3 protein-coding genes are annotated in these 3,402 nt (G+C 44.5%); 1 reads left to right on the top strand and 2 read right to left on the bottom strand.

The window, feature by feature from the left end; all coding sequences use genetic code 11:
- Together MHN01_RS20975 and MHN01_RS20970 are read right to left on the bottom strand one after the other, a co-directional pair.
- Window positions 1-1,396 (bottom strand): tryptophanase (locus MHN01_RS20975; RefSeq protein WP_239413218.1); only part of this gene is annotated, 1,396 nt, incomplete at its 3' end.
- 363 nt (window positions 1,397-1,759) lie between these two features.
- Window positions 1,760-2,083, bottom strand: a complete 324-nt coding sequence (locus tag MHN01_RS20970) for a hypothetical protein (RefSeq protein ID WP_239413217.1) — start codon at window positions 2,081-2,083, stop codon at window positions 1,760-1,762.
- 708 nt (window positions 2,084-2,791) lie between these two features.
- Between MHN01_RS20970 and MHN01_RS20965 the strand changes: the two genes are divergently transcribed.
- Entirely contained in the window at window positions 2,792-2,992 is a 201-nt protein-coding gene (locus MHN01_RS20965) for a cold shock domain-containing protein (protein ID WP_239413216.1), read from the top strand.
- The last annotated feature ends 410 nt before the right edge of the window (window positions 2,993-3,402 follow it).

Genomic DNA, 3,402 nt, shown 5'->3' with positions numbered 1-3,402 from the left:
CAACCGGCTTGAGCCGGGCCGTAAAGTGACGCAGCACCGATGGCTCATACTCAAACCTCAGCCCTTTAATATCACTAGCTCGCTTGCATACTGCAATCAGCGCATCGGCAATATAATCCATGTGATCATTGGTATAGACCCGGCGTGGAATCGTCAGCCGCATCAGCTCAAGCGGCGTCTCCTTCTGCTTACCCGTTTCGGGGTCGCGCCCCAGCAACAATGATCCAATCTCGACCGCACGGACACCAGCTTCAAGATAGAGCTCGTTACACAGGGCGTGGGCCGGAAACTGCTCCGGTGGAATGTGCGGCAGAATTTTCTTCGCATCGACAAATACGGCATGGCCTCCTGTCGGGTACTGAATAGGGACCCCACCTTGACGAAGTCGTTCGCCAAGGTACTCAACCTGGCTGATCCGGTAGTGCAGAAAATCCTCTTCGGCCCCTTCATATAGACCGCGAGCCAGCGCTTCCATATCACGCCCGGCCATACCACCATAAGTGACAAAGCCTTCCATCGGCACGCAGCGGGTACGTACTGCCTGAAATAACTCTTCATGATCACGAATACAACACAAGCCGCCGATGTTGACCATGGGATCTTTTTTGGCCGACATCGTTAACATATCGCCGTATTGATACATCTCTCGGATGATCTCGAGGATAGAGCGGTTCTCGTAACCCGGTTCGCGCTGCTTGATAAAATAAGCATTTTCACAATAACGGGCAGAATCAATGACCACCGGAATATCATTGCTTTTCGCAATCTCATAGACAGCCCGCATGTTGGCCATCGATACCGGTTGCCCGCCCGAGCTATTGCAGGTAACTGTGGTAATAATGGCTGCAATATTCTTCGAGCCGTAATGTTTTATAGTCGATTTGAGCTTGTCGAGATCGAAATTTCCCTTCCAATTATCAAAGCTCTCTGTTTCAAAGGCTTTCTCTGTCAACACATTGATTGCCTTACCGCCGTTGAGCTCGATATGCCCTGCCGTTGTGTCGAAATGATAATTAGAAATAAACACCGGCTTGTCGCCACCACGGACAGTTTTCATTCGCTCTATCAAACATGGAAACAGAATCTGTTCTGCTCCCCGCCCCTGGTGAGCAGGAACCGTCAGCTTGTAGCCGAAGAAATGTTCTACCGCCTCACACAAATGAAAATAGTTACGACTCCCGGCATAGGACTCATCTCCCATCATCAGGCCTGCCCACTGTGTATCACTCATCGCTCCTGTGCCGGAGTCGGTCAGCAGATCGATATAGACATCTTCGCTTTTTAGCATAAACGGATTGTAACCAGCCTCGATTAGAGCCTCCCGACGATCATTTTCATCGGTCATACGGATCGGCTCTACCATCTTGATGCGAAAAGGTTCCGGAATACGTTTCATAGACATTGCCTCATAAATAACGTTACGGCCTGCTGACGAACGAGCACAAAAATGTAGGAAGTGATGGAGTTACAACGCTGAGGCAGACGGAAAATCGTGAGAGAGGCGAAAGTCTTGGTTATACCAAGATGACAACACAAGAGTGATATCCAGCGAAGGCAAACAGATCAGATACATCATATCATCCTTCCATGAGGTAGGTTTATAACGGGCTGATAACGAACAGGTTCCTGTGTTGAGTATAGACAGAGGTCGGTCATATACGAAACAGCCGCAATAAAATCCCTTTATTGCGGCTGCCTAATGATCGTGTCTATCCATTAAACCTTTTTCCAATAATACTTGTTCCAGGTTCAGTTTTGGTCATGAACGGTTTGACGGAATCAAGCGCTTTGCTGATGCAGTATTACCTTCACTATCAGTGGCCTTAAACGTCAAAGAGCGCGCTGATTCTACGTTGCTGTGAACAAACACGCGTCCGTTATCAGCTGTTACATAAGACTGGGTCGCATCAGCCTGGATGGATACCGTTGCTCCTGCTTGTGGCTGGCCTGCTCTTTCAACCACAACCCAGGCTCCGCCTTTTTGTGGTGACACATCCAATGTTAATCCATGTTGTAAATCAGCCAGGGCTGCACCAGAAAAAGTAGCTGTGGTTAGGATAAGAGCTGCAATTGACTTTTTCATAACTTCCTCACTTTCGAGTTGTTGTCTGTATGGTGGTACGCAGTCTGTCTGCGTGTTGATATTCATCATAGGCGTGACGAACATCACACTCCATAACGTATTTTGATAGATGTTGTTCGAAAAATTTGAGCAAGAATTTTGAACGTTATCCGGTCTGAGAGGGAGTTCGACTAATAGTTTCACGCTAAGTCAAGTAATCATCACACTCGACCAATACGAAACTAAACACATAAAAATCAATAGCTTACAACCATCACAAGGCCACACCCAAACTTGCATCACATTTTTATGCAAGAAAAATGTTTACAGGATACAAATTTATGGTTAGTGTTTTGAGGTCTGCGACTCAGACCTGAAAATGATTTTCGAAGAACACTTCACACTCCTAGCTTCTCGCCAAAGCCTGCTGTAAAGAAGAACCTCCAAAAGATCATATCGATGATTTATTTCCACTGTCGTCGTGTATGCCAAGCAAACTGAACAACTCTGATTAGTTCAGATAATGACTTCGTTTGGTATCGTTGCAATCGACCATGCAGTGAAGCGCTTTTGAGTAGGGTGAGCTCATAGCGGTAAATAGATAAAGGTCAATGAGTTTAAACGATAACAACCGCAAGCCAAGCGCTGCGGGATTAACTTATCTACTCAATTTGATAGCCACAAGCATAACGCTCTTAAAGCATTGCTTGGGCAAAAAAGGAAAACATTATGATTTCACAAACCGGTATTATCCGTAGCTTTAACACCAAAGACAAAACTGGCCTCATCACTTGCGATCTTGGCGGTGACATCCGTTTTGACGCAGTTAATATCACTGGCGCCTGCCAGCCTGTTTCCGGCAGTTTGGTCGAGTTCATTATGGATGACTCGTCTAACAAGCTACAGGCAATCAATATCCGCTTTATCTAAGCGAAGAAAACTGTCTTTCCTACGCTGTGGCATTGTCTGTCGTCACAGCGTCAGAATTATTCACATTATAAATAAGCACTTTGTTTTATATTATCATGAGTCACTCTGTGATTTTTATTCCAAAGACAAATACAATTCTAAATAACAAGCGATAGGCTACCCACATCGTCATTATTTTGATGTTGCGTTAATAGCATCCAGCCATATCAATAGTTAGAACTACAATTCAACTCAATCCAATACTTTACTCTATCAATTAGAGTAAAAGCACCAATAATTAATATAAAACCCTATAGATAATTATGGAAAATCATAAGCATTATTGAAAAATAAAGTTCCAATTGGAAAAATTAAAATACCATTCTCTGTGAGAATATTTCACTCGCAACTATTTTTATGTATTATGCCCA

The organism is Photobacterium sp. OFAV2-7 (assembly GCF_022347985.1).
Lineage (GTDB): Bacteria > Pseudomonadota > Gammaproteobacteria > Enterobacterales > Vibrionaceae > Photobacterium.
The sequence above is the reverse complement of the archived record's forward strand: the minus strand, read 5'-3'. Positions and strand labels throughout refer to the sequence as shown.

Bases quoted from the DNA above. Each gene is read 5' to 3' on its own strand.
- MHN01_RS20970 (WP_239413217.1), bottom strand. From the start codon at position 2,083: ATGAAAAAGTCAATTGCAGCTCTTATCCTAACCACAGCTACTTTTTCT.
- MHN01_RS20965 (WP_239413216.1), top strand. From the start codon at position 2,792: ATGATTTCACAAACCGGTATTATCCGTAGCTTTAACACCAAAGACAAA.